Genomic DNA, 25148 nt, shown 5'->3' on the forward strand with positions numbered 1-25148 from the left:
GTCAACGTGCACGGTACGGGACGCCCGCGCGACCCCCGCGAAACGCGGCGCAGGTCACACCACTCCCGATGTTCGGAAATACTGGCCTGACCCGTGCGGTGCAAGGGGGTGTGCGGTGGACTCGGCGGACGTCGGGCGAACGGTCGGCACGACCGTCCCGGCGGGCGATGCGGAACGGCGGGACGGCGGCGCCGAACGGCGGCGTGCGCGCGGGGCGCGCGGCACGGGCGGCGCCGGCGGCGGGCCGGGAGCGGCGCCCCGGTACATGGTCGTCCTGGCCTGCACCGCGGCGGTCTGCTACGCGTCGTTCCTGCTGGAGCACGCGTTCAGCCCCCAGCTCGACGCCGTCAACGGGTACGTCAGCGAGCTGTCGGCGGCCGACCAGCCGTTCCGCTACGTGTACGGCGGCGGCGACCTGCTCACCGGGCTGATGACGCTCGCGATCGTCGCCGGGGCGCTGCGGCGGCTGCGGCGGCGGCCGCTGGCGACGGCCGGCTGGTCGTTCCTCGGGCTGTTCGGGCTGTGCGCCATCGGGGACGCCGTCTTCCCGCTCGACTGCGCGCCGAGCCTGCAGACGTGGTGCGCGCTGCGCGAACGGTCGTCGCACGTCTCGTTCTCGCACGCGTTCCACTCGGTCACCAGCAGCGCCGTGATCGTCTTCGGGGTCGCCGCGCTGCTGCTGCTGTCGCTGGCCGCCCGCCGGTACGGGTGGTGGCCGCCGCTGGCCCGCTGGGGCTGGCTGCTCGCGCTGACGGAGTCGGTGTTCGCCCTCGTCACGCTCGCGGCGATGTACCACGGGCAGTGGCTCGGGATCGTGCAGCGCTTCCAGATCGGCATCCTGTGCCTCGGCCTGCTGACGATCGCGTGGGCCCTCCACACGGACCGCACGCGCGCCGCACGCGCCGAGACGGAGGCCGAGGCGGGGGGCGTCCGCCGGGAGGGCTCGGGATGAGCGAGATCGTGAACGCGGGGCGGGAGCAGGTCCATGTCGTCCGCTCCGGGCCGGTGGACGGGCCGCCGCTGCTGCTCGACTCGGGGCTCGGCGGCGCGTGGTTCGACTGGGACCCCGTCGCCGCGCTGCTCCGCGACGCCTACCGGGTGACCGTGTTCGACCGCCCCGGCCTCGGCGCGAGCCCCGCCGCGGCGGACCCGCCGTCGCTGCGCCGGGACGTCGCCCTGGTCGCGGCCCTCGCGGACCGGGGCGCGGGACGTCCGGTCACGATCGTCGCGCACTCGATGGCGGCGTTCCACGCGGAGGCGCTGGCGCGCGTCCGTCCCGACCTGGTCCGGGCGCTGGTGCTGGTCGACCCGAGCCACGAGCACGACGCGCGCGCGTGGGTGCGGCTCTCGTCCGTCCTGACGCCCGCCTTCATGGCCGCCGGTGCGCTGCTGGAGCTGTCCGGCGCGGCCGGGATCGTGGGTCCGTGGGGACGGCGCGCGGTGCTGCGGCACACCAGCCGCGCGGGCGACCCGGCCCCGGACGCGGCCGTCCGGTCGGTGTACGGGCGCGGGACGGTCCTCGGCACCGTCCTCGCGGAGAACTTCGCCTACCGGGAGATGGCCGCGGACCTCGTCGCGCTGCGCGCGCGCCGGCCGTTCCCGCCCGTTCCCTTGATCGTGTTGACGGCGCTGGGCGATGTCCGGCGCGACGCGTGCAGGCGCGCGTGGTCGGACGGGCACGCGGTGCTGGCCGCGATGTCCCCGCAGGGCCGGCAGGTGAAGCTCCCGGAGGCGCGCCACATGATCCACTTTGACCGTCCGGACGCCATCGCCGAAGCGGTCGAGGCGACGTTCGGCTCCCGGGACGCCTCGGCGGAGCCCGCGTGATGCGGGCGGGACGCGGGCGCCCGGCACGCGGGCTCCTCGGACGCGGGCTCCTGGGACGCGGGCTCCTGGGACGTGTCGTCGCGGCGGTGCTGCTGGTCGCCGCGCTCTCCGGGTGCGACGCGATGCAGCGGATCTCCGAGGGCGCCTACCGGAACGCCGTCAGCGACGGGACGACCGACGAACTGCGGGCGCGCGGCGTCGAGCTGGAGCGCCGTCCCGACTGCGAGCTGGCGGAGACGGGCTCGGAGGCGCTCGTCCGGATCCACTGCACGACGCGGACGCGGACGGGCGAACCCGTCACCGTGCAGGGCGTCGCGCAGGGCGCCGACACACCGCATCCGCGCGAGCTCTACGTCGTGACCGTCGGCGAGCGTGAGATCTTCCGCACGGACTGCCTCGGCCCCGACTGCGATTAGCGGCGGCCAAGGATCCGCATACGGCGAGGAAAAACCGACCACTCACCGCATACGGAACCGCACGCAGGGCGATATCGGCTCCGTGGAGATGACTCGGAAGAAGGCCGCGCTCATGGGGTCGGTCATGGCCGCCCTCCTGGTGGTCGGCGGGGTCGCGGCCGCCGCGATCGTGCTGCTGACCGGGGGCAAGGAGCTGCCCTACAAGACGCAGGCGCAGATGCAGGACGCGATGCCGGCCATGGCGGCCGCCGAACTGGAGCGGCGCGGTGTGACCCTGGCGGGGCCGCTCACCTGCGACGGCGTGCCGGGCTGGACGGAGCAGCGGCTGCGCGTGTCCTGCAAGGGCACCACCGCCGACAAGAAACCGGTCGAGGTCCTCGGCAGCGGGCAGATGGAGACGCAGGACTCGTACTACACGATCCTCGTGGACGGACGGCCGCTCGTGGAGAACGCCGCGTGCATCGGCGACGGCTGCCGGAAGGGCGAATCGGGCTGACCGGAAACGGTCCGCGCCGGGCCGCCGGACCCGAGTGAAGATCGCCACTCCGGGCGCCGGTCGGCAAGATGGGTGAATCGACGTCCTACCATGCGATGAACTGCATCATCGATGCATCATCGCAGAGCACCGCATCACGCGCCGGTGCTCTCTCACCCGTCTGGAGCGACCATGTCCGGCAGCACGCCCGGCAGGGGGGAAGCGCCGCGCCCGGCGCCGGCCCGCCGCGCGGGGACGGTCCGGACGGTCCGCCCGCTGCCGATCGCCGTCGACACGATGGGCGGCGACCACGCCCCCGCGGAGATCATCGCGGGCGCCGTCGACGCGGTGCGCGAGCACGACGTCCGGCTCGTCCTGGTCGGCCAGGCCCCGCGGATCCGCCGCGAGCTCGACCGGTACGGGATCACCGGCGAGATCCCCATCGTGCACGCCGACGAGGCCCTCGACATGGGCGAGGGCGCGCTCGCGAGCTGGCGCAAGCCCCGCTCGTCCATCGCGATCGCCTGCCACCTGATCAAGCAGGGCCGCGCGTCGGCGCTGGTGTCGGCGGGCGGCACCGCGGGGGTGGTGGCGACGTCCCGGCTGCGGCTGAAGGGCCAGCAGGGCGTGATGCGGCCCGCGATCGCGGTGACGCTGCCCACCCAGCCCACCCCGACGATCTTGCTGGACGCCGGCGCGACCGCCGACGTGAAACCCGAGGGCCTCGTGCAGTTCGCGGCGCTCGGCACCGCGTACGCGCAGGTGCTGCTCGGCACGGAACGTCCCCGGGTCGGGCTCCTCACCATCGGGGAAGAGCCGGGGAAGGGCAACAAGCTCGCCAAGCGCGCGCACGAGCTGCTCGCGAGCGGCAACCACGGCATCGAGTTCGCCGGGAACGTGGAGGGCCACGACCTGCTGAGCGGCGGCGTCGACGTCATCGTCACCGACGGGTTCACCGGCAACGTCGCGCTGAAGACGATGGAGGGCACGATCCGGACGGCGTTCGCGGAGATCCGCGGCGCGATGACGGCCAGCGCCGCCGCCCGGATGGGCGCGCTGCTGCAGCGCCGCCGGCTGCAGGGGCTGCGCGACCGGCTCGACCCCGACACCTACGGCGGCGGCGTCCTGCTCGGCCTGAACGGGACGGTCGTCATCGCGCACGGCGCGTCCCGGGCCCGCGCGATCACGTCGGCGTGCGAGCTGGCGCACCGGCTCGCCGCGGGCCGCATCGTGGAGCGGATCCGCGAGCAGGTGTCGCTCACCCGCACCCACCGGTTCGGCCGCTGGACGCACGGCACCGGCGACGACCGGCACGCCGAGCGGCCGGACGGGACGCCGCCGGAACCGGCCGACGTCGCGCCGGAGCCCCGCCCCGCCGAGGAAACCGCGCCCGACCCGATCGAGCCGCCAGGCGGCAGGCCGTAGCCGGACCCGCGCAGGCCGCCGGCTTCGGTGAAAACCATGACGAGGCCATGGCACCGCGCCGATAACCTTGGTGCATGCCCGATCCGCAACTCGTACTCGCCGCCCGCGTCCAGGCCGCGCTCGCCGCCGCCTTCGGACCGTCCCACGCGGACGACGACCCGGTCATCCGGCCGTCGCAGTTCGCCGACCTTCAGGCCAACGTGGCGCTGCCGCTGGCCAAGAAGCTGGGCCGCAAGCCGCGAGACGTGGCGAACGAGATCGTGGCCAACCTCGACGTCGCCGATGTCGTGTCGAAGGTCGAGGTCAGCGGGCCCGGGTTCGTCAACCTGACGCTCGCCGACGGGTGGATCGCCGCCGAGGCCCAGCGCGCCCTGGAGGACCCGCGGCTCGCCGTCCCCGCGGCGGAGCGGCCGCAGAAGGTCGTCGTCGAGTACTCCTCGCCGAACGTGGCGAAGGAGATGCACGTCGGCCACCTGCGGACCACGATCGTCGGCGACGCCATCGCCCGGATCCTCGAGTTCCTCGGCCACGACGTCGTCCGCGACAACCACGTCGGCGACTGGGGCACCCCGTTCGGGATGCTGATCGAGCACCTGCTCGACCTCGGCGAGGAGGCCGCCGCACGGGACGACGCGTCCGTCCGTGACCTCACGGCGTTCTACCAGGCGGCGCGGCAGAAGTTCGACGGCGACCCGGCGTTCGCCGACCGGTCCCGCAACCGGGTGGTCGCGCTCCAGGCGGGCGACCCGGAGACCCTGCGGCTCTGGCAGGTCCTCGTGGACGTGTCCAAGCGGTACTTCAACGCCGTCTACACGCGGCTCGGCGTCACCCTCACCGACGACGACATCAAGGGCGAGAGCTTCTACAACGACCTGCTCGCCCCGACCGTCGCCGAACTCGAGGAGAAGGGCATCGCGGTCGTCAGCGACGGCGCGCTCTGCGCGTTCCCGCCCGGGTTCACCGGCCGCGAGGGCGAGCCCCTCCCGGTGATCATCCGCAAGAGCGACGGCGGCTACAACTACTCGACGACCGACCTCGCGACCGTCCGGTACCGGGTCGACACCGAGCACGTCGACCGGATGATCTACGTGGTGGGCGCCCCGCAGGCGCTGCACTTCCAGATGATGTTCGCCGTCGCGCGGATGGCCGGCTGGCTCGGCGACGACGTCGCGGCCGAGCACGCGCAGATCGGCAACGTCCTCGGCACCGACGGCAAGATCCTGAAGACCCGCGCGGGCGGCACCGTCAAGCTCGCCGAGCTGCTCGACGAGGCCGTCGAGCGGGCCGGGGCGGCCTACGACGAAGTCCAGCACGACGAGACGTTCGACGACGCGACCCGCACGGAGATCGTCGAGGCCGTCGGCATGGGCGCGGTCAAGTACGCCGACCTGTCGGTCGCGCGCGACAGCGAGTACGTCTTCGACTTCGACCGGATGATCTCGTTCAACGGGAAGACCGGCCCGTACCTGCAGTACGCCGCCGCCCGGATCCGGTCGATCTTCCGCAAGGGCGGCGTCGCCCCGGAGGACGCGCTCGGCCCGATCGTCCTCGGCCACCCCGCCGAGCGCGCGCTCGCGCTGACGCTGCTCGGCTTCGGCGCCGCGCTGGAGCAGGCGGGCGCGACGGCCGAGCCGCACAAGCTCGCGACGTACGTGTACTCGGTCGCCGACGCCTACACGACGTTCCACGAGAACTGCCCGGTGCTGAAGGCGCCGGACGAGGCCACGAAGGCGTCCCGCCTGGCCCTGTGCGCCGCGACGCTCCGCACGCTCGAGACCGGCCTGCACCTCCTCGGCGTCCCGACCCCGGAGCGCATGTAGCGGCGGTCAGCCGGCGGCCGGGGCGGCCGGGCGTTCCCGCGCGGCCTGTTCCCGGACGGACGGGACGATCTCGAGCGCGAACAGCGCGAGGTGTTCCGGGGCGCCCGCGAACAGGAACGTGTCGATGCCGTGGCCCACGGCCAGTTCGGTGAGCTCGTGGATCCACTGGCGGGGCGGGCCGTGCAGGAAGCCGCGCGACTCGCGGGCGATCGTCCCCTCGAGGACGTATCCGCGCCGGACGTCGGCCGGGTCGCGCCCGACCCGGGCGGCGGCGTCGTCGATGCGGCGCCGCGCGTCCGCGAGGCGCTTCGGCGGGACGCGCGCGGAGCGGGCGAGCCAGCCGTCGGCGACGCGGCCGGTCAGGTCGAGGCCGCGGGGCCCGTCCGTGCCGAGCCAGACGGGGATCCGCCGTTCCGGCGCCGGGCCGGCCTGCGGCGCCGCGAACCGGTAGTGCGCGCCGCCGAAGGCGAGGCCGCCCTGGTCGCTCCACTGCAGGCGGACGACCTGGACGGCCTCCTCCAGCGCGCCCGCGGCCGACGGACCGGACCGGAGCGGGCCGCCGAACGCCTCGGCGCCGGCCGCGGACGCACCGGCGCCGAGCCCGAGTTCGGCGCGTCCCCCGCTGAACCGGTCCATGGTCGCGATCGCCTTGGCGAGGGCGGCGGGCGGGCGCAGCGGCAGGCACGCCACCGCGGGCAGCACCCGGATCCGCGAGGTGACGGCCAGCGCGGACGCCAGCACGGTGAGCGCGTCGGCGGTGCCGCGCCGGTACGGCTCGTCGCGGACCCCGAGCAGGTCGAGGCCGAACCGGTCGGCGTCCTGCGCGGTGCGGATCAGCGGGTCGGCGCAGTCCGGGACGAGCGACAGCCCGAACCGCAGCGGGCGCCGCGTCACTGCAGGTAGCCTTCGACCTCGTCCGGCGGCCGCACGCCGGCGTCGTCGGGATCCTCCCCCGCGTCGATCCGCGCGCGGCGGCGGCGGAGCAGGTCCCAGCACTGGTCGAGCGCGACTTCGAGATCGCGCAGCCGGCGCTGCTCCTCCGCGCGGCTCAGGTCACCGCGCCGGAGGCGTTCGCGCAGGTCCTGCTCCTCGCCGACGAACTCGCCGATGCGGGCGAGGATGTCCTCTTCCTTCATCGGTCAGCGCCCGCGGCCGATCCCGTTGCCGGTGAGCCCGCTGAGGAACCCGCCGGGTCCCGTCCGCGGCTCGGCGAACGGCGCGGCGGGCGGCGCGGTCGCGGCGACGGACTTGGCGGCGGCGACGGCGCGGGCGGCCGGGTTGCGCGTTGATCCGGCCCCCTTGGCGGTCGTCGCGCGGGCCGACGGGGACGACGCCGTGCCGCGGCGCGCGGCCGAGGCGCGCGGGGCGCTCTTCTTGGCGGTGCCCGACTTCGCCGAGGCGGACTTGGACGTGCTCGACTTCGCCGGCTTGGACGGGCTCACCCGGGCCGTCGCGGTCGTCCGCGAGCGCGACGACGCCGCAGAGGTCGACTTGCGGGCCGTCCCCGACTTGGCGGTGCTCTTGCGGGCCGTCGTCCCGGTCTTGCGCGCCGCGGACGACGCCTTCGCGCCCTCCTTGGTGATCTCCTTGGCGGCCGCGTCCATCGCCTTGGCGGCGTCGGTCATCGCCTTGGTCGCGGTCGTCATCGCCTTGGTCATCGCCGTCATGGCCTTCGCCGACGACGACGCCTTCGTGGCGACCGACTTCATCTGCGTGGCGGCGGCCTTCGCCTCGGACGCGGCCTTGGTCACCCGCGTCGCGGCGGCGGACGACGAGCGGCTCGTCGCCGCGCTCGTCCGCGACGCGGGCTTCTTCGCGGTGCTCTTCGACGTGGACGCCTTGCCCGTGGAAGCCTTCGCGCTGGAAGCCTTCGACGTGGACGCCTTCGCGCCGCTGGTTTTCGAGGTGGTGGCCTTGGTCGACCTGGTCGCCCTTGTCTTGGCAGGCATACGATCTCCCCCCTGTGATCGGGAGATCTATTCCACCTTCGTGACGCTCTACACACTCTGCGTCATTCGTGGTTCACACCCCAACCGGGTGCCAGACCGTCTTGGTCTCCAGGAACGCGGTCATCCGGGCGGTTCCCGGCTCCGCACCCCAGTCGGATTCGTCCGGACGGACCACCCGCTTGAGGTTCCCGGCGGCCTTCTCCTCCAGGTCCGCGACGGCGTCCGCCGGGACGCCCGCGAGGTCGAGCGCGTTGACGTCCATGTGCGTCGCGAGCCACGGCGCGAGTTCGGCGCGGCGCCCGGTGAGGACGTTGACGACGCCGCCGGGCAGGTCGGACGTCGCGAGCACCTCGGCGAGCGTGATCGCCGGGAGCGGCGCGGGTTCGGACGCCACGACGACGGCGGTGTTCCCGGACACGATCGCGGGCGCGACCGTCGAGACGAGCCCGAGCAGCGGCGAGTCGGGCGCGACCACGCCGACGACGCCGGTCGGCTCGGGCGTCGAGAAGTTGAAGAACGGGCCCGCGACGGGGTTCGCGGACCCGGCGACCGCGGCGAGCTTGTCGGCCCACCCCGCGTACCAGACCCACCGGTCGACGGCCGCGTCCACCTCGGCGGACGCCGCGGCCTTCGACAGCCCGGCGGTGCGCAGCTCGTCCGCGAACTGGGCGCCGCGCCCCTCCAGCATCTCCGCGATCCGGTACAGGATCTGGCCGCGGTTGTAGGGGGTGCGGCCGGACCAGCCGCCGAACGCCTTGCGGGCGGCGCCGACGGCGTCGCGGACGTCCTTGCGGGAGGCGTGCGAGGCGTTCGCGACGAACCGCCCCTTGGCGTCGGTGACCACGTACGACCTGCCGGACTCGGATCGGGGGAAGGCGCCGTTCACGTACAGCTTGTAGGTCTTGCGCACGCTCAGCCGCTCGTGCTTCCCGGGCCGCTCAGACATCGAGATACGCCTCCAGTCCGTGGCGTCCGCCCTCGCGGCCGAACCCCGATTCCTTGTAGCCGCCGAACGGGGACGCCGGGTCGAACTTGTTGAAGGTGTTCGCCCACACCACCCCGGCGCGCAGCCGCTGCGCCGTCCAGAGGATCTGCGAGCCCTTCTCCGTCCAGATCCCGGCAGACAGCCCGTACGGCGTGTTGTTCGCCTTCGCGACGGCCTCGTCGGGCGTGCGGAACGTCAGCACCGACAGGACGGGCCCGAAGATCTCCTCCCGCGCGATGCGGTGCGACTGCGCGACGCCCGTGAACACGGTCGGCGCGAACCAGAACCCGCGGTCGGGCAGGTCGCACGGCGGCGACCAGCGGGTCGCGCCCTCCTGCTCCCCGGACGCCGACAGTTCGCGGATCTTCGCGAGCTGGGCGGCCGAGTTCACCGCCCCGACGTCGGTGTTCTTGTCGAGCGGATCCCCGACCCGCAGCGTCGCCATGCGGGCCTTCAGCCGGTCGAGGAGCTCGTCGGCGATCGACTCCTGCACGAGCAGCCGGGAGCCCGCGCAGCACACGTGCCCCTGATTGAAGAAGATCCCGTCGACGACGCCCTCGACGGCCTGGTCGAGCGCCGCGTCGGCGTACACGATGTTCGCGGCCTTGCCGCCGAGTTCGAGCGTCAGCCGCTTGCGCGTCCCGGCGACCGTCCGCGCGATCTCCTTGCCGACCTCGGTGGACCCGGTGAACGCGACCTTGTCGACGCCGTCGTGGGCGACGAGCGCGCGTCCGGTCCCGCCCGCGCCCGTCACGATGTTGACGACGCCCGGGGGCAGCTCGGCCTGGCGGCAGATGTCGGCGAACAGCAGCGCGGTCAGCGGCGTCGTCTCCGCGGGCTTCAGCACCACGGTGTTGCCGCACGCCAGCGCGGGCGCGATCTTCCAGGCGAGCATCAGCAGCGGGAAGTTCCACGGGATGACCTGCGCCGCGACGCCCAGCGGCTTCGGGTCCGTCCCGAACCCGGCGTGGCCCAGCTTGTCGGCCCAGCCGGCGTAGTAGAAGAAGTGCGCGGCGACCAGCGGGACGTCGACGTCCCGGGACTCCCGGATCGGCTTGCCGTTGTCGATCGACTCCAGCACCGCCAGCTCCCGCGCCCGTTCCTGGACGATCCGGGCGATGCGGTACAGGTACTTGGCGCGTTCGGCGCCCGGCATCGGGCCCCACACCTTGTCGAACGCCTTCCGCGCGGCCCGCACGGCCCGGTCGACGTCGCCCTCGTCGGCGCACGCGACCTCGGCCAGCACCGTCTCGTCCGCCGGGTTGATCGTCTTGAACGGCTCGCCGCCGCCGCGCGTGAACGCGCCGTCGACGAACAGCCCGTACGACTCCCGGATGTCGACGACCGACGCCGACTCGGGCGCGGGCGCGTACTCGAAAACCATGATCAGTCCAGGGTGAAGTAGTCGGGACCGGAGTACACCCCGGTGGCGAGCTTGCGGCGCTGCATCAGCAGATCGTTCAGCACGCTGGACGCGCCCAGCCGGAACCAGTCGGGCGTCAGCCAGTCGGGCCCGGCCGTCTCGTTCACCAGCACCAGGTACTTGATCGCGTCCTTGGTGGTGCGGATGCCGCCCGCGGGCTTCACCCCGACCTGCCGTCCCGTCGCGGCGCGGAAGTCGCGGACGGCCTCCAGCATCACGAGCGTGACCGGCAGCGTCGCCGCCGGGGACACCTTGCCCGTCGAGGTCTTGATGAAGTCGCCCCCGGCGCGCATAGCCAGCCAGGACGCGCGCCGCACGTTGTCGAGCGTCGCCAGCTCGCCCGTCTCGAGGATCACCTTCAGGTGCGCGGACCCGCACGCCTCCTTCACGGCGGCGATCTCGCCGGCCACCTTCGCGTAGTCGCCCGCGAGGAAAGCGCCCCGGTCGATCACCATGTCGATCTCGGCCGCCCCGGCCGCGACCGCCGCCCGGGTGTCGGCGAGCTTCGCCTCGAGCGGCGCGCGTCCGGACGGGAACGAGGTCGCGACGCTCGCGACGCCGATGCCCGTGCCGTCCAGCGCCCGCACCGCGACGTCCACGAGGTCGGAGTAGACGCACACCGCCGCGACCCTCGGCACGTCCGGATCGTCCGGGTCGGGGCGGGCGGCCTTCGCGCACAGCGCCCGCACCTTCCCGGGCGTGTCGGCGCCCTCGAGCGTGGTCAGGTCCACCATCGAGATCGCGAGGTCGATCGCCGCGGCCTTCGCCGACGTCTTGATCGACCGGCCCGCGAGCCGCGCCGCCCGTTCCTCGGCGCCGACCCGGTCGACGCCCGGAAGGCCGTGCAGGAAGGCGCGCAGCTCGGCGGCGCCGGTAAGAGTCTCCGTTGACACGCCCTCAGCATCGCCGAAGTAGGTCACCGGCACAAAACACGCACGTCACGACTTCCCCGTCCGGCGCGCCCGGCGCGGATCAGGGGATCTTCCGCAGCCAGAGCGAACTTCCCGGATTGTCGCCGTCGGAGTTGCCCAGGGCGAGGGTCCTGCCGTCCGGGCTGAACGCCACCGTGTTGATGATGACGTCGCCGGTGGTGTACGACATGATCTCGCGACCGCCGGCCACGTCCCACAACCGGGCCTTGCCGTCGCCGCCGCCGCTGGCGAGCCTCCGGCCGTCCCGGCTGAACACGACCGACCAGACCGCGCCGTCGTGGCCGTCGAGCGTGCCCGCGACGCGGCGCCCGGCCACGTCCCACAACCGGATGGGACCGGCGTTGTCGCTCGTCGCCAGGGTCTTCCCGTCAGGGCTGAACGCCACCGCGAGAACGGCGTCGGCGTCGGCGTCGCCGTCGAGGGTGGCGGTGGTGCGGCGCGTGGCCACGTCCCACAGCCGGACGGTGCCGTCCCGGCCGCCGGTCGCCAGTGTCCGGCCGTCCGGGGCGAACGCCACCGCCGAGACCGAGCCGCCGTGGCCGGTGAGGACGGCGGTCGCGCGGGCCGCGGCGACGTCCCAGAGACGGGCGGACTGGTCGGTGCCGCCGGTGGCGATGGTCCTGCCGTCCGGAGCGAACGCCACGTCCGTCACGGTGCCGATATGGCCTTCGAGATCGGCGACGCGCCGGCCGGTGGACGCGTTCCACACCCGGACACGGTCGTCCGCGGCGGCGGCGAGAAGCCCGCCGTCCGGGCTGAACGCCACCGCCTCCACCTTCGCCCCGACCTGGCCGTTGAAGGAGACGCCGGATTCGCGGCCGGTGGCCGTCTCCCACAGCCTGACCCTGCTGCCGCTCGCGGTCGCGAGGTACCGGCCGTCCGGCCTGAACGCCACCGAAGCGATGTGCTCCTCGTAGTCGCCGTAGGTCGGGAAGGTCTCGGGCGGGCCCTCCTCCAGCAGGAGCGCCGTGGTCACGCCGACGAGGACGGCCGCCCCGAGACCGGCGAGGAGCACGGTGCGCCGCCCGACCCGCCCCGGCGCGAGCGACGGGTCCGCCGCCACGGGATCGACCGCCGGTCGCCCGGGTGCGAGGGTCGCCCGGTCCGCCGCGGGCGTCCGCGCGGTGTCCGCCACCGGACGGACGTCCCGTGCCGGGGGCCCGGACCCGCGCAGGCGCTCGGCGACGGACGCGGCGTCCGGCGGCCGGTCCCCGGGGCTCTTGGCCAGCAGCTCCAGCACCAGCGCGTCCAGATCGCCGGGGATCTCCGGCCGCAGCGTCCTCGGCGGCGACGGTGCCCGTTCGAGGTGCTGGTAGAGGACGGCGCCGACGTTCGCGCCCGTCTCGACCCACGTGGTGCCGGTGAGCATCTCGTACAGGACGCAGCCGAAGGCGTACAGGTCGGTGCGGTGGTCCACCCGTTCGCCCCGGATCTGCTCGGGCGCCATGTACAGCGGCGTCCCGGCCGACGCTCCGGTCGCGGTGATCTTCGTGGCGTCGGCGAGGCGGGCGATCCCGAAGTCGCACACCTTCGCCCGTCCGTCGTCCAGCAGGAACAGGTTGGCCGGTTTGACGTCGCGGTGGACCACGCCGGCGCGGTGGGCGGCGGCGAGCGCGGCGGCGATCTGCGCGCCCAGCTCGCCGGCCCGCCCGACCGGCAGGCCGCCGGGGGCGGCGGCGAGCACGTGGCGCAGGTCGCGGCCGACCATCAGCTCCATCACGAGGAACAGCCGGCGCTCGTCCCCGTCGTCGTGCTCGTCGATGTCGAAGACCGTGGTGATGCCCGGATGGTTCACGGTCGCGGCGACCTCGGCCTCCCGCCGGAACCGGGCCACCGCGGTCGGTTCGGCCGCGTGCGCCAGGGGGAGGATCTTGACGGCGACCGGGCGGCGCAGCCGCAGATCGACCCCGCGCCACACCTCGCCCATCCCGCCCCGGCCGAGCGGCTCCTCCAGGCGGTACCGGCCGGCCAGCTCCGTCATCCGCCGCACCCTCGCCTCCAGCCCTGCGGTCCCGCCACATCCCACCAGGAATCGGCGTCCGGGGTCCAGAGTTCGACCGCGCGGCGGGCGCGGACCGGCCCCGGATCGTCCGATCCGGGGCCGGTCGGCCGCGCGGTCAGTCCAGCGCGGTCGCGATCATGCCCGGCGCGTAGGAGCCCGCCGGCGTGCGCACGATCACGTTCATCCGGTTCGCGGCGTTGATCATCGCGATCACCGCGATCAGCGTGCCGGTCTGGTCGTCGTCGTAGTGCTCCCGCACCCGCGCCCACGTCTCGTCGGACACGCCCTCGCCGGCGTCGGCGAGCCGGGTGCCCTCCTCGGCGAGCGCCAGCGCCGCCCGCTCGGCCTCGGTGAACACCGTCGCCTCGCGCCACGCGGCGACCAGGTGCAGCCGGACGTCGTCCTCCCCGGCGGCCGACGCCTCCTTGGTGTGGATGTCGATGCACATCGCGCAGCCGTTGATCTGGCTGACGCGCAGCATCACCAGCTCGCGGGTGGCCTTCGGCAGCGACGACTGCTCGAGGACCGTGCCCGCGCCGTGCACCCGCTTGGCGAACTTCGCCGCGGTCGCGCTGTCGAACAGGTTGAAACGGGCCTCCATGACGTGCTCCTCACTCGTGGGCGTGCCGTCCGAGCGGCATCTCGACCACGAGATGCCGGCGCCCCGACCCCTGTGACGGCCCCGCGATGTGACGTACGCCACCGGGCGGGGGCGTCACAAACCGGCCGTGACCGGCACCTTGTGGGTGCACGCTGACCGAAACGGGCAGGAGCCGACCATGAGCGAGACGCACCCCGACGAGCCGATGGATCCGGCCACCGAGGCGTTCGTCGCCCATCGCAACCTGCTGTTCACCGTCGCCTACGAGATGCTCGGTTCCGCCGCCGACGCCGAGGACGTCCTGCAGGAGGCGTGGCTGCGCTGGGCGGACGTCGACTTCGACGCGGTGCGGGAGCCCCGCGCGTACCTGGTCCGGGTCGTCACCCGGCAGGCGCTCGTCCGGCTGCGCACGCTCCGCCGCCGCAAGGAGTCCTACATCGGCCCGTGGCTGCCCGAACCCCTGCTGACCTCGCCGGACGTGGCCGAGGACGTCGAGCTCGCCGACAGCATCTCGATGGCGATGATGCTGGTGCTGGAGACCCTCGGCCCGACCGAGCGCGCCGTGTTCGTGCTGCGCGAGGTGTTCGACCTCGGCTACGACGAGATCGCCGAGGCCGTCGGCAAGAGCCCGGCCGCCGTCCGCCAGATCGCTCACCGGGCCCGCGCGCACGTCGCCGCCCGCCGCCCCCGCACCGACGTCTCCCCCGCCGAGGGCCGCGCGGCGATCGACGCGTTCCGGCGCGCCCTCGAGACCGGCGACCTGCAGTCCCTCGTCGACATGCTCGCGCCGGACGTCGTCCTCCTCGGCGACGGCGGCGGCGTCCGGCAGGCCGTGGTGCGCCCGATCGTGGGCGCCGACAAGGTCGGCCGCCTGCTGGCCGTCGGCGTGCCCCGCTTCAAGGGCGACCTGGCGGTCGAGCCGGTGCAGGTCAACGGACGCCCGGCGCTGCTCGTCCGGATCGACGGGGAGATCGATTCGGTCGTCGCGATGCGGATCGACGACGACCTGATCACCGGCCTCTACGTGGTGCGCAACCCCGAGAAGCTCTCCCACATCGAGCGGGAGATCCCCGTGAGCCGCTGACCGCCCTCCGCGGGCGCCCTCGCGCCGCTCACCGGCCGGACCAGGACGGGTCGCGGCCGATGAAGCCGAGCATCCGGGTCTGGACGTCCGCGTCCGGGGGCACCTCGACGCGCGGGCCGTACTGGCCGGACGATCGGAGGACCTCGTCCATCGGCTCCATGCCGCCGAGGAGTTCGGCGCAGAAGCCGGGGTCGAGCCGGTCGTCCTGGCCGGTGGCGCGGGCGAGGTCCCAGGTGTGCATGAAGACGTCGGCGGTGTAGAACCGGTCGATCGCGGTCGCCAGCGGCAGGTCGCCGATGTGCGGGTTGCTGAACTGCCGACGCCCGGTCTCCGGGTCGTCCAGCACCTCCTGCACCGCGTCGCGGTGGACCCGCCAGGCGGCGACCGGGTCGTCGTCCACCGACGGTCCGCGGCGCAGGTCGATGCCGGCGCCGGCCGCCAGGAACCCGGGGAACCAGTCGGTCAGGTGGCGGACGACGTCGCGGGCGGTCCAGCCGGCGACCGGTGCGGGCGCGTCCCACGACCGGGTTCCGCGGACGCGTTCGGTGAACAGGCCCGCGACCTGCCGGTGCCGTTCGGCCGGGTGTTCAGACAGTGCCATCGATCAGCATCCTCTCCAGTTTGGCGTACCCCTCGTCGACACCGACGTCCATGCCGCCGCGCAGAAACGCGTCGCGGCTCTCGAAGCTGTCGACCAGCGACTGCGTGCGCAGCCGCGTGCGCCCCTCGGGCAGGGCCTCGAACCACAGCGTCTCCAGCGCGACCCGGTCGGGGTCGCCCTCGTACGTGAACGTCTGCACGATGCGGTCCGGTCGTATCTCGTGGAAGCACCCGTAGAACCGGTACTCCACGCGGTCGTGCTCCGAGACGTACCGCCAGCTGCCGCCGGTGCGGGCGTCCCAGTGCTCGATGCGGGTGCTCACCGGGTCGGGCCCCACCCACCGCGCGAACAGGACGGGGTCGGTGTGGGCGCGCAGCAGCCGCTCGGGCGTCGCGGCGAAGTCACGGGCCGTCCGGATCACCGGCAGGTCCGGGACGGCCTCGATGACCGTCTCCATCGTCGTCCTCCATCTCCGCCAGGACGGCGTCGAGGCGCCGGTGGCGTTCCTCGACGCGGCGCCGGTGGCGCTCGATCCAGGTGTCCATCAGGTCGAGGGCCCCGACCTCCAGGCGCACCGGCCGGGGTTGCGGTCCCCGCGGCCGGCTGACGAGCCCGGCGTCCTCGAGGACCCGCAGGTGCTTGTAGACCGCCTGCAGCGACATCCGGTACGGCTCCGCCAGCTCGTTCACGGTCGCGTCGCCCGCGGAGAGGCGGGCCACCATGTCGAGGCGGGTCGGGTCCGCGAGCGCGGCGAAGAGCCGGGGCAGCGTGTCCGTCGTCATCCTGCAGCTTTCAACTCGTTGGTTGAAAGTACCGTAGGGGTGCGCCGCCGCGCGCGTCAACCGCCGGTCGGCCGGAAGAAGCCGCGCACGTAGGGGTCGGCGAGTCGGGCCAGCTCGGTGAGCGCGCCCGTCGCGGCGACCCGGCCGCCGCGCATGAGCACGACGCGGTCGGCGACGCGGGTCGCGGTCAGCATCGGAACGTCGTGCGTGATCGCGAGGACGGCCGCGCCGCCGTCGGCGTACGCGCGGAGGGTCGTCCACACCCCGTACGCGGTCTCGAGGTCGAGCGACGCGGCGGCCTCGTCCGCGACGAGGACGTCCGGCGCGGGCAGCAGCGCGGCGGCGAGCGCGGCCCGCTGGATCTGGCCGCCGGAATGCTGACCGGGATAGAGGTCGAGCAACTCGGCGGGATACCGGGCGGCCTCGCACGCGCGATCGAGGCTCCACCGCCCGTACCGGCGCTCCAGCTCCCGCAGCTGCACGCCCACGGTCTCCCCCGCGTCGAAGGCCGTGACCCCCTCCTGCGGCACCAGCCCGACGGTTCCGCCGCGCAGCTCGCGCCACTGGTCGTCGCGGACGACCGCGCCGCCGACGTGGACCTGCCCGCTGCTGCGCGCGGACGCCGGCAACCGCCCCGCCAGCGCCGCGGCGACCATCGACTTGCCGCAGCCGGACTCGCCGAGCAGCGCCGTGATCCGCCCGGCCGGGACGTCGAGGTCCACGTCGTCGAGCACCGTCTCGGCCCACCGTCCCGTGTCGATGTGGACGGTCAAGCCGCGCAGTTCCGCAGTCGCCATCCGGCCACTCTGCTGACCCCCCGCCCGCACCGCAAGAGGCCCGGATGCCGCCGGCCGGAGCGTATGAGATGTCGGGCTCGTCGGCTCGAACGGCGCGGGCAAGACGACGCTGCTCAGCCTGGCCGCGGGGCGGCTCGCGCCGACCGAGGGCGAGATCACGGTGGTGGGCGGGCGGCCCGCGAGCGGGCCCGCGCGGCTCGCGAAGGTCGGGTTCGTCGCGCAGGACACCCCGACGTACGCGCGGCTCACCGTCGAGGAGCACTTCCGGCTCGGCGCCCGGCTCAACCCCGGATGGGACGGCGCCTGGCGCGGGAGCGCATCGACCGGCTCGGGCTCCGTCGTCGCACCTGGTGTCCGACCTCGAACGGGTCTGCGACCACCTGGTCGTGCCGGCGGCGTCCCGGGTGCAGGTCAGCGGCGACGTCGACGACCTGCTCGCGTCCCACCACCGGCTGAGCGGCCCGCGCCGGGACGCCGCGCGGCTGCCGGGCGACCAGCACGTCGTGTCCGAAAGCCACACCGACCGGCAGAGCACGTTCCTCGTCCGCTCGGACGGCCCGATCCTCGACCCCGCGTGGACGGTCGGGCAGGTCACCCTCGAAGACCTCGTCCTCACCATTCCTATTTCGAGGGGTTGATCCTGCTCGTCCTGGCCGTTCCGGCACTCATCGGGATCTTCTCTTGAACGGCGTCCGTCCGGGACCCGCCCCCGCGGAGTCCCGGACGGACGTCCGCCTAGAAGTCCGACCACGTGTAGGTCGGCCCGCCCTGGGCTTCGGCGTTCGCGTTCCACAGTTCGACGAACGCCTGCTTGGCGTTCTCGGCGGCCGTGTTGGCGGACGTGACCGCCCCGTCCGCCGAGGCGTGCGAGCACGCGCCGGTCGACACGGCGGCGTCCGCCCAGCGGATGTACTCCTCGTCCGCCGCCAGCGACAGCCGCGTCATCTCCGCGAGCGCGCTCCGCAGGGCGTCCGCGTCCATGGCGGTGCCGAAGTCGGCGCTCGCCGCGCTCTCCGCCTGCGCTCTGCGCTCCTCGGTCACCTCCCGCAGCACCGGCAGGTCGGACTCGACGGTGAGGCAGTCGCCGAGCGTGTCCGGCAGCTTCGACCTGGTCGCCCGGATCTCGGCGAGGAGGTCGGCCGCGGGCATCCCCGGGCTCTCGGGGGACGTCTCCGGGTTCTCCGCGGGGTTCTCCGCACCGATCGCCGGGACGCCGGTCGTCGCCGGCGCGGCGGACCCGGCCTCCGGCGGCTCGTACGTCTCGGGCCAGCTCGTGACCGTGAACCGCCCGCCCGCGACGAGCGCGGCGAACATGACCACCGCCACGCCCACGCTCTTCCAGGTCTCGGCGACGGCCGAGGGCTCGGCCTCTCCCGGCGGCGCGCGGTGCCCGTCCGGCGCGCGGGCGTCCCGCGGCCGGGGCATCTCCTCACCGCAGTGGGTGCAGGCCCGGCGGGTCACGATGTTGTCGTTGTCGCACCAGCGGCATCGCATCAGAGGGTCGTCTCCCGTCCGTGTCCGAGCGGGTCGTCGTCCGGGGCGGGGCGGGGCCGCGGGCCGGGGCCCGGCGCCCCGTTGGGGCCGGGCCGCGGACGGCCGGGGCCCGGGCCGGTGCCGCCGTGCTCGTGGCGCAGGCGCCGTCGGCGGCGGTCCTTGGCCTGCCGGATCCAGTCGCGCCCGTCGGCCGCCACCGCCTCCAGCAGGCCGAGCGCACCGCTCAGGTCGGAGTCGCCGGGCGGCGGGGCGTCGTCGCCGCCGGTCCGGCGGTCCGCGTCCCGGGTGAGCCACGCGTCCAGGTACTCCACGCGGATGTCCACCTGGTGGCCGCTGCCGAGGGTGAGCCGGAACAGCTGGTCGAGGACGAACGACGACCGGTCCGGCTCGGCGCGTCCGTCCGCCCGCGGCAGCATCGGCCGGCGCCTGCCGTCGTCCAGCCGGATGCCGCGCTCGACGACCTCGGCGGCGGTGAGCGCGTCGTACCGGAACGCGGTGCGGTGCTGGTCCTTGGCGATGCCCGTCGGGAAGTCGAGGTGGACGGCCACCTGCCGCACCCCGGACTCGGTGAGCAGGAACACCCACACGATGTACGCCGAGAAGCGCGGCGGCCCCCGGTGGACGCGCGCGCGGCGGGCGGTGGGCACGGCCTCGGTGAGGAACGCGTGCTGGAGGACGTCCCGGCTGCCGAGCCCGTACTGGTTCATCGCCAGTGACTTGAGGTAGATCTTGTCGAAGTCCAGCCAGCGGGCCATCTCGGTGTCGGTCGGACGGTCGCGGAGCAGCGCGACGCGCTCCTCGTACGCCTTCCGCTCCGCCCGCAGCCGCAGCTCGGCGGCCTTCTCCGCGCGCCCCGCGTGCAGCCGCGCCACGACCAGGACGTCCGCCCTGCCGAAGGCCGCGAGGACGGCGCCGCCCGCGACCCACGCCAGCATGACGAGCGCGATGTCCGGCTGGTAGAGCGACGCGACGGTCAGCAGGGTGAGGCCCGCGTAGGTGACCATGATGATCTCGGCGATGGTCAGCAGCCGCGGGGGCACCCGCTGCCACAGCCGCCCCTTCCCGCTGCCCTCGCTCCACTCCCGCGCGGCCTCCCGGGCGTGCCAGGCGATCAGCCAGTCGATCGCGCCCGCGTCGACCTTCGGCTCGGCGTACAGGTTGGCGATCTCGGTGGCGAGGGTGGACCGGCGCTGCCGCGTCGCGAGCGTCCACGCGGACCGCTCGACGACCCCGTGCGGGGCGCGCTTGTCGAACTCGACCTCGACGCGGTGGGCGACGTGGCGGCTGAACGGCGTCGGCACGGTCACCGGCCTGCGGGCCGGGAACGGCGAGTGGCGGCGCGGCGCCTGCCGCGGCGCGAACGCGCAGCCGAGCCCCGCCGCGGCGAGCAGCAGCACGCCCGCGACGACCGCCGACCGGACGTTCTGCTCGATCACCATCAGGAACGCCACCGCGAGCCCGACGCCCGCCAGGATCGACCCGCAGACCGTCAGCGCCCAGCGGAAGATCCCGGGCTCGAACGGGCGGGCGTCCAGCGGCCGCGGTTCCGCCGGGACGGGCTCGAAGAACTTCCACACCCGCTCCTCCCGGCCGTTCCCGTTGCGCCGCTCGCGGACGAGGTCGGCGAGACGGGCGTCGACGCGGTCCTGCGCGACGCCGCTCAGCAGGAGGTCGAGGTGGCGGTGGATCTCCTCCCGGCGCGGCTCGGGCAGCCGGTCGAACTCGGCGAGGACGTCGTCGAGGAAGCCCGGGCCGTGCTCGCCCGCCTGCTCGCCCGCCTGCTCCTCGGCGAGCAGCCGGCCGAGGAGCCGGTACACGACGTCGAGTGCCCGGCGCCACTCGTCGTCCGGTCCGCCGAGCGCGGCCGTGCGGGCCGCCTCGACGTCGCGGAGCCGGTCGCCGTCCAGCAGCTCGAACGGACGGTCGCTCAGCACGGCCAGCGCCCAGTGGTAGGCGGCGCGGCAGGCGAGGTGCCGCCGGGGCGGGTCGGCGAGCCGTCCCGACGCGACGAGCTCGCCGAGCAGTTCCTCGGCGCGGCGCGGCATGTCGCCGGCGAGGCAGTTCTCGGCGACCTCGAGCCTGCGGTCGGGCTCGTCGTCCTCGAGGGCGACGTAGATGTTCGCCTCGTGGACCACGCCCGCCTGGAACCCGACGCGGGTGTCGCCGTCGTTGGTGAACCGGGGCCCGGACCCGGACGCCCGCCGCGAGCCGTCGCGGTCCGCGCCGTTCACCACCCGCTCCACCCGCTCGAACGCCTCGCGCGCGCGTGCGCGGTGCGCGGCCGGGCTCACCGCCCGTCCCCCGAGCCGGTGCGGCCGTCCCCGTCACGGAAGAAGTCGGTGCCGATGGGCGCGGACTCCACCCGTCCCGCCTGGAAACCGACACGGGTGTTGTCGTTGTTGATGAACTGCGGACCGGCCTCGGGCCCCGGCTCGGGCTCCGCCGGCGCGGCCTCCTCCAGCCCGGGGACGATCTTGGTGAGGTCGCGCGCGAGCCGGCCGAGGTCGGCGTCCAGGTTCCGGGCGTCCAGGCGCGTGTGCTGGCAGAAGGCCAGCGCCTCCAGCTCCGGCGGCAACTGGTCGGACGTCGGCAGGTGCGCGTTGTTGAGCAGGATCGGGATCACCCGCACGCCGTTCCCGAACGCCTCGATGATCTCCCGGCGGACCCAGTCGTCCGGGTGGTCGATCCGGCGCCGGCCGTCCTCGCGGACCTCCAGCCAGCGGACGCCGATGAGCGCGAGCAGCGCGTCGCTGCGGCGGACGCCGTCCAGCAGCGCCCGCCGGTAGTCGTCGCCGAACGGGATCGACTTGCTCGCCCGGAAGATCGTCTCCCAGCCGAACCGGGCGGACAGCTCGCGGTCGAGGAAGGCGGCGACGTTCTCCCCGTCGCCGGTGCGGTAGTTGATGAAGATCTCGGGCATGGCGTGCTCCGTTCCATGGTTCGTCCGTGGTGCCGGGCTTCGGGGCCCGGTGAACGTGTCGCGGGGCGAGCGGCCGCCGGGTCAGGTCCCGGCGGGGCGCAGGGACGCGGTGAGCGCCGGGTACAGCTCGCGCACCGGCGCGTGGTCGCGGCGGCGGCCGAGCGTCCGGGCCAGCCGCCGCAGGTCGGTCGTGATCGTCGCCGAGCCGACGACGTCGGCGACGGGCAGCAGCGGGGCCGCCAGCGCGCAGGCGTGCTCGATCTCGCCCGCCGCCGCGTGCGCCAGCGCCCGCCGGACCCCGAACCGCGCGCGGGACCGCAGGGCCTCCGGCGGGATGCGCGCCACCTCGGCGTCCAGGACCTCGGCGGCGTCGCGCGGCCGGCCCAGCTCGTACAGGCACCAGCCGGTGACCATGGAGACCGGGTCGGGCAGGTTCCGGGACCCGAGCCCGGACGCCGCCTCCCCGGGGTCGGCGGCGAGGAGCGCGCGGGCGCGGTCGAGGCCGCGCATGCAGGCGTCGCCGTCCCCGGCCAGCGCGTGCCCCTGGGCCTCGCGCTGCGCCGCGAGACCGCGGATCCGCGCCGGGACGCCGCGCGCGGACCACGCGCGACGCGCGAGCTCGACGGTCTGCGCGGCGTCGTCCCGGTAGAGGGTCACGAGCGCCCGCCGGACGAGCGCGTAGGCGGCGAGGTCGCGGTCGCCGCCCGCCGCCGCCGTCTCGACGGCCTTCGCCGTCCACCACAGGGCCGCCTCGTCGTCGCCGGCCTCCTGCGCCATCCAGCCCGCGTACTCGGCGAACCGCGCGGCCAGCACGAGCAGGTCGTCCCGGGTCCCCGCGGGAGCGCGCGCCGCCAGGTCGCGCAGGACGTGCGTCTGGGCGATGACCGCGGGCAGGACGACGCCCGGGGCGGACGTCTGGCCGAGGTTCCGGAACTGGGTGAGCAGCGCGCGGAAGCCGTCCAGGACGGCCGGTTCGGCGGCGGTCTCCGTCATGCCGCGCGCGCCGAGCCCGAAGCCCAGGACGGACGTCGAGGTCACCGCGAGCGCCTCGCGCCGGTTCATGGGTCGGAACCGGCCTTCCCCGCCGAGCGGAAGGTTCATCAGCCACACCTCGTCGTCCGCTGCCTGTTCGGCGACCCGGCCGCCGCGCGGCGGCCGCGCGGCGAGCGCGATGAGCGCGCCCCCCGCGCCGAGCACCGCGTCGCTCATGCGCGCCAGTTCGGGCGACGGCCGCTTGGTCCCGTGCTCGACCTTGCTCAGGTGGCCCTTGCTGTAGTGCAGCCGGTCGCCCAGGTCGGCCAGGGACAGTCCCGCCGCGAGGCGCCTTCGCCGAAGCTCCGCACCGAATGTTGCCATCGTCTCCGGCATTCCGGTCTCCGTTTCCCGTTGTCGGTCCGGCGGGCGGGAGCAGACGCCCGGTCAGGCTTTCCGGACGTGCCGCGGTTTCACGATCGGACGGCGGGGGGCGCGCGGTGGCCGCGACGGAACAATGCGTCGGAAAACGGGAGCGGAATGCCGGTGATTCGTCGCGCCGGCCGGTGACCGGACGTCCATGGCCTGCGTGATCGTCCCGGCGCTGCGGGCGTCCGGAAGCCGCCGCGCACGCCTTCCCGGGCGATCATGGTGCTTTCGAGGATCGGGCATGAACTCCGGACACCTCCACGCGAACACCAGAGTACCAAGGGCGGGTAAAGCCTCGCGTGTGGTTTTCACATGCGTCGACCGAAAAACACGGGTTTCCCGTTTCCCCTTTCCGGGAGACCGCCCGCGCGCCCTTTGTGGATCATGAAATCGTCGCCTTTATGGATGACCTGCGCATAACAGGTCAAGTCGGACGCCACTCCTCCGGGCCGCTCCCCGCCGGCCGCGCACCCCCTCCGGCGAGTACTCCTCCGACGAGGACCCCAGAGGGGGCCAACCGGACTCCCGGGGACGGACGGGACACCGCGAGGGTGTACCTTGATGCACTTGCCGCGAGATAAACGGAGAGTTAACGGCAAACCGGGCGTTTCTTTGTGATCTAGGTCAACCCCCGGAGTGACCCGCCTCTCACCACTCCCCCGTTTCCGCTGGTCAGACCGCATTTACCAGCGACTGATAGGGAACCCTTATCGGTGCAGTGGGATAGATCGATTTCTCTTCTCGACGGCCGTACGGCACGCTGAGTGACATCGAGCCCCCCGAGGAGCCGTCCCGGGTGGCACTCCGACGCCTCGACGAAGGCGTTCCCTTTCTCGCGAAAAAGGAGCATGCGTGCTTACTGTCGGTGACCAGTTCCCCGAGTACGAGCTGACCGCCTGTGTCTCGCTGGACGCGGACAACGCCTTCGAGACGATCAACCACAAGACGTACGAGGGCAAGTGGCGCGTGGTGTTCTTCTGGCCGAAGGACTTCACCTTCGTCTGTCCGACCGAGATCGCCGAGTTCGGCCGACTGAACGAGGAGTTCGCCGACCGTGACGCCCAGGTGCTGGGCGCGTCCGTCGACAACGAGTTCGTCCACTTCGCGTGGCGCAAGGACCACCCGGACCTGCGGGAGATCCCGTTCCCGATGATGGCCGACCTCAACCGCGAGCTGTGCGAGGCCCTCGGCATCCTCACCGCGGACGGCGTGGCGCAGCGCGCGACGTTCATCGTCGACCCGAACAACGAGATCCAGTTCTCCATGGTGACCGCCGGTTCCGTCGGCCGGAACGTCAAGGAGGTCCTGCGGGTCCTGGACGCCCTGCAGAGCGACGAGCTCTGCCCCTGCAACTGGAACAAGGGCGAGGAGACCCTGGACGCCGGCAAGCTGATGGCCGGCGCCGGCGCCTGATCCAGCCCCGTGTCCGGCCCGTCCCGGACGCACCCGGTCACCCCGCCGGACGGCCCGCACGGGCCGTCCGGACCGGCGGCCGGTCGCGTAGCGCATGCGCACGCGCGGCCGGCCGTTCGCATGAAAGGACTTTCTGATCATGAGCGTTGACGCGCTGAAGAGCGCCCTCCCTGGCTACGCCAAGGACACCAAGCTCAACCTGGGCTCCCTGACGTCCACCTCGCAGCTCAGCGAGCAGCAGCTGTGGGGGACGGTCCTGGCGTGCGCGCTCGCCACCCGCAGCGCCGTCGTCATCCGCGAGCTGGCCGAGGAGGCCGGCGACTACCTGTCCGCGGAGGCGTTCGAGGCCGCCAAGGCCGCGGCGTCGATCATGGCGATGAACAACGTGTACTACCGCGCCACGCACCTGATCGGCGACGAGACGTACGCGACGCTGCCCGCGAAGCTGCGGATGTCGGTCATCGCGAAGCCCGGCGTCGAGAAGGTCGACTTCGAGCTGTGGTCGCTGGCCGTGTCGGCGATCAACGGCTGCGGCCGGTGCCTGGAGTCGCACGAGAAGGTCGTCCGCGAGGCCGGCCTGTCGCGCGAGCTGGTCCAGGAGGCGCTGCGCATCGCCGCCGTCGTGAACGCCGCCGCCGCGACGCTGGAGGCCGAGGCCGCCCTCGCCCCCGCCACCGTCTGACGGCGACGCGCGGCACGTGCGGCCCGGGTGCGAACGCACCCCGGCCCCACCGTTAGCCCCCGGGTTTACGCACGGGTGACAAACCGGCACCCCCGGGGCGCAGAGGTGCGCGGCCGTGA

The 25148-nt window shown here is 73.8% G+C and carries 26 protein-coding genes and 1 pseudogene; 11 read left to right on the forward strand and 16 right to left on the reverse strand.

Annotated features, from left to right (window positions below; translation table 11 throughout):
• Positions 1-115: 115 nt before the first annotated feature.
• The 6 genes from AB0L25_RS34680 (at position 116) to argS (ending at position 5963) form a co-directional block, all read left to right on the forward strand.
• On the forward strand, positions 116-952 hold the full coding sequence (locus AB0L25_RS34680; protein WP_500177042.1) for a DUF998 domain-containing protein: 837 nt from the start codon (positions 116-118) through the stop codon (positions 950-952).
• Positions 949-1827 (forward strand): alpha/beta fold hydrolase, encoded by an 879-nt coding sequence (locus AB0L25_RS34685; RefSeq protein ID WP_500177043.1) that lies wholly within the window; start codon positions 949-951, stop codon positions 1825-1827. Before AB0L25_RS34680 ends, AB0L25_RS34685 begins: the two co-directional genes overlap by 4 nt.
• Positions 1827-2243, forward strand: coding sequence for a hypothetical protein (locus AB0L25_RS34690; RefSeq protein WP_500177045.1), 417 nt, complete (start codon positions 1827-1829; stop codon positions 2241-2243). The genes AB0L25_RS34685 and AB0L25_RS34690 overlap by 1 nt, the downstream gene beginning before the upstream one ends.
• An 88-nt stretch (positions 2244-2331) precedes the next feature.
• Complete coding sequence (locus AB0L25_RS34695) at positions 2332-2739, forward strand: hypothetical protein (protein WP_500177047.1); 408 nt, start codon at positions 2332-2334, stop codon at positions 2737-2739.
• Between the two features lie 171 nt (positions 2740-2910).
• The gene (gene plsX / locus AB0L25_RS34700) at positions 2911-4143 is read left to right on the forward strand and encodes a phosphate acyltransferase PlsX (protein WP_500177048.1); all 1233 of its coding nucleotides are present in this window, start codon (positions 2911-2913) and stop codon (positions 4141-4143) included.
• A gap of 74 nt (positions 4144-4217) precedes the next feature.
• Positions 4218-5963 (forward strand): arginine--tRNA ligase, encoded by a 1746-nt coding sequence (argS, locus tag AB0L25_RS34705; RefSeq protein WP_500177050.1) that lies wholly within the window; start codon positions 4218-4220, stop codon positions 5961-5963.
• Between the two features lie 6 nt (positions 5964-5969).
• Here the strand turns inward: argS and AB0L25_RS34710 are convergent, their stop codons facing one another.
• The 8 genes from AB0L25_RS34710 to AB0L25_RS34745 form a co-directional block, all read right to left on the reverse strand.
• Complete coding sequence (locus AB0L25_RS34710; RefSeq protein WP_500177052.1) at positions 5970-6857, reverse strand: LLM class flavin-dependent oxidoreductase; 888 nt, start codon at positions 6855-6857, stop codon at positions 5970-5972.
• A complete protein-coding gene (locus AB0L25_RS34715) occupies positions 6854-7099 on the reverse strand; it encodes a DUF2630 family protein (RefSeq protein WP_500177054.1) in 246 nt (81 codons plus the stop codon). Before AB0L25_RS34715 ends, AB0L25_RS34710 begins: the two co-directional genes overlap by 4 nt.
• A gap of 3 nt (positions 7100-7102) precedes the next feature.
• Entirely contained in the window at positions 7103-7912 is an 810-nt protein-coding gene (locus AB0L25_RS34720; RefSeq protein WP_500177055.1) for a hypothetical protein, read from the reverse strand.
• Positions 7913-7985: 73 nt separating this feature from the next.
• A complete protein-coding gene (locus tag AB0L25_RS34725; RefSeq protein ID WP_500177057.1) occupies positions 7986-8858 on the reverse strand; it encodes an aldehyde dehydrogenase family protein in 873 nt (290 codons plus the stop codon).
• Positions 8851-10281 (reverse strand): aldehyde dehydrogenase family protein, encoded by a 1431-nt coding sequence (locus AB0L25_RS34730; RefSeq protein WP_500177058.1) that lies wholly within the window; start codon positions 10279-10281, stop codon positions 8851-8853. Before AB0L25_RS34730 ends, AB0L25_RS34725 begins: the two co-directional genes overlap by 8 nt.
• A gap of 2 nt (positions 10282-10283) precedes the next feature.
• Entirely contained in the window at positions 10284-11213 is a 930-nt protein-coding gene (gene deoC / locus AB0L25_RS34735) for a deoxyribose-phosphate aldolase (RefSeq protein WP_500177060.1), read from the reverse strand.
• 79 nt (positions 11214-11292) lie between these two features.
• Positions 11293-13233, reverse strand: coding sequence for a WD40 repeat domain-containing serine/threonine protein kinase (locus AB0L25_RS34740; RefSeq protein ID WP_500177062.1), 1941 nt, complete (start codon positions 13231-13233; stop codon positions 11293-11295).
• 136 nt (positions 13234-13369) lie between these two features.
• Complete coding sequence (locus tag AB0L25_RS34745) at positions 13370-13855, reverse strand: carboxymuconolactone decarboxylase family protein (RefSeq protein ID WP_500177063.1); 486 nt, start codon at positions 13853-13855, stop codon at positions 13370-13372.
• Positions 13856-14033: 178 nt separating this feature from the next.
• On the opposite strand from AB0L25_RS34745, the gene AB0L25_RS34750 reads away from it, so the two are divergent.
• Complete coding sequence (locus AB0L25_RS34750; protein WP_500177065.1) at positions 14034-14939, forward strand: RNA polymerase sigma-70 factor; 906 nt, start codon at positions 14034-14036, stop codon at positions 14937-14939.
• 28 nt (positions 14940-14967) lie between these two features.
• On the opposite strand, the gene AB0L25_RS34755 is transcribed toward AB0L25_RS34750, so the two are convergent.
• The 4 genes from AB0L25_RS34755 to AB0L25_RS34770 are packed head-to-tail and all read right to left on the reverse strand — an operon-like array spanning position 14968 to position 17119.
• Complete coding sequence (locus AB0L25_RS34755) at positions 14968-15540, reverse strand: TIGR03086 family metal-binding protein (RefSeq protein WP_500177066.1); 573 nt, start codon at positions 15538-15540, stop codon at positions 14968-14970.
• Positions 15527-15997, reverse strand: coding sequence for an SRPBCC domain-containing protein (locus tag AB0L25_RS34760; protein ID WP_500177068.1), 471 nt, complete (start codon positions 15995-15997; stop codon positions 15527-15529). The genes AB0L25_RS34755 and AB0L25_RS34760 overlap by 14 nt, the downstream gene beginning before the upstream one ends.
• Positions 15942-16322 (reverse strand): ArsR/SmtB family transcription factor, encoded by a 381-nt coding sequence (locus tag AB0L25_RS34765; RefSeq protein WP_500177070.1) that lies wholly within the window; start codon positions 16320-16322, stop codon positions 15942-15944. Before AB0L25_RS34765 ends, AB0L25_RS34760 begins: the two co-directional genes overlap by 56 nt.
• Before the next feature lie 56 nt (positions 16323-16378).
• Positions 16379-17119: an ATP-binding cassette domain-containing protein gene (locus AB0L25_RS34770; RefSeq protein ID WP_500177072.1), complete on the reverse strand. Its 741-nt coding sequence runs from the start codon at positions 17117-17119 to the stop codon at positions 16379-16381.
• A gap of 118 nt (positions 17120-17237) precedes the next feature.
• Between AB0L25_RS34770 and AB0L25_RS34775 the strand changes: the two are divergent.
• A pseudogene (locus AB0L25_RS34775) lies at positions 17238-17354 on the forward strand (ABC transporter ATP-binding protein); the annotation flags it as partial.
• A gap of 115 nt (positions 17355-17469) precedes the next feature.
• Entirely contained in the window at positions 17470-17757 is a 288-nt protein-coding gene (locus AB0L25_RS34780) for a hypothetical protein (RefSeq protein WP_500177074.1), read from the forward strand.
• Positions 17758-17854: 97 nt separating this feature from the next.
• Here the strand turns inward: AB0L25_RS34780 and AB0L25_RS34785 are convergent, their stop codons facing one another.
• The 4 genes from AB0L25_RS34785 to AB0L25_RS34800 form a co-directional block, all read right to left on the reverse strand.
• Positions 17855-18613 (reverse strand): hypothetical protein, encoded by a 759-nt coding sequence (locus AB0L25_RS34785; RefSeq protein ID WP_500177075.1) that lies wholly within the window; start codon positions 18611-18613, stop codon positions 17855-17857.
• Positions 18613-20904 carry a hypothetical protein gene (locus tag AB0L25_RS34790; RefSeq protein ID WP_500177076.1) on the reverse strand — a complete coding sequence of 764 codons (2292 nt, stop codon included), beginning with the start codon at positions 20902-20904 and terminating at the stop codon, positions 18613-18615. The genes AB0L25_RS34785 and AB0L25_RS34790 overlap by 1 nt, the downstream gene beginning before the upstream one ends.
• A complete protein-coding gene (locus AB0L25_RS34795) occupies positions 20901-21533 on the reverse strand; it encodes a TIR domain-containing protein (RefSeq protein ID WP_500177077.1) in 633 nt (210 codons plus the stop codon). Before AB0L25_RS34795 ends, AB0L25_RS34790 begins: the two co-directional genes overlap by 4 nt.
• An 81-nt stretch (positions 21534-21614) precedes the next feature.
• Complete coding sequence (locus AB0L25_RS34800) at positions 21615-22901, reverse strand: NsdA family TPR-like regulatory protein (RefSeq protein ID WP_500177079.1); 1287 nt, start codon at positions 22899-22901, stop codon at positions 21615-21617.
• Between the two features lie 885 nt (positions 22902-23786).
• Between AB0L25_RS34800 and AB0L25_RS34805 the strand changes: the two genes are divergently transcribed.
• The gene (locus AB0L25_RS34805; RefSeq protein ID WP_500177081.1) at positions 23787-24347 is read left to right on the forward strand and encodes a peroxiredoxin; all 561 of its coding nucleotides are present in this window, start codon (positions 23787-23789) and stop codon (positions 24345-24347) included.
• 139 nt (positions 24348-24486) lie between these two features.
• Positions 24487-25029 (forward strand): alkylhydroperoxidase, AhpD family, encoded by a 543-nt coding sequence (gene ahpD / locus AB0L25_RS34810; protein WP_378298891.1) that lies wholly within the window; start codon positions 24487-24489, stop codon positions 25027-25029.
• Positions 25030-25148: the final 119 nt, after the last annotated feature.

The organism is Spirillospora sp. NPDC052242, assembly GCF_040679555.1.
Classification (GTDB): domain Bacteria; phylum Actinomycetota; class Actinomycetes; order Streptosporangiales; family Streptosporangiaceae; genus Spirillospora.